The following is a 338-nucleotide window of genomic DNA, read 5'->3' as shown; positions in this document are numbered from 1 at the left end:
ATTTCGGTTCTTAATCGTGGTTATTCTGAAGAGAAAGGTGAGTGGAAGGAAGCGGAAGGCAAAGCTTACTTTGTGGATGGCTCAACAGACGGCTATCTGAAGGTTTCATTTTTTGGCCCGTTTTATGGCTCCTACGTAGTGTTTGAGTTAGACCGTGAAAACTACAGTTATGCTTTTGTGTCAGGGCCGAATACAGAATATCTGTGGTTACTTTCAAGAACGCCGACTGTAGAACGAGGCATTCTGAACAAGTTCATAGAAATGTCGAAAGAGCGTGGTTTTGATACAAATCGGCTCATTTACGTTCAGCAGCAATAAATACCTAACAAACGCCTCAA

The 338-nt window shown here is 42.3% G+C and carries 1 protein-coding gene; it reads left to right on the top strand.

Going from position 1 to position 338, the window contains the following annotated elements; all coding sequences use genetic code 11:
* Positions 1 to 318, top strand: a 318-nt coding sequence (locus GOU96_RS18475; protein ID WP_324702137.1) for a lipocalin family protein, incomplete at its 5' end; no start/stop codon positions are given.
* Between the last annotated feature and the right edge of the window lie 20 nt (positions 319 to 338).

The organism is Vibrio sp. R-1 (assembly GCF_035615595.1).
GTDB lineage: Bacteria > Pseudomonadota > Gammaproteobacteria > Enterobacterales > Vibrionaceae > Vibrio > Vibrio cholerae.
This window is presented reverse-complemented; position numbering and strand designations above follow the sequence as displayed.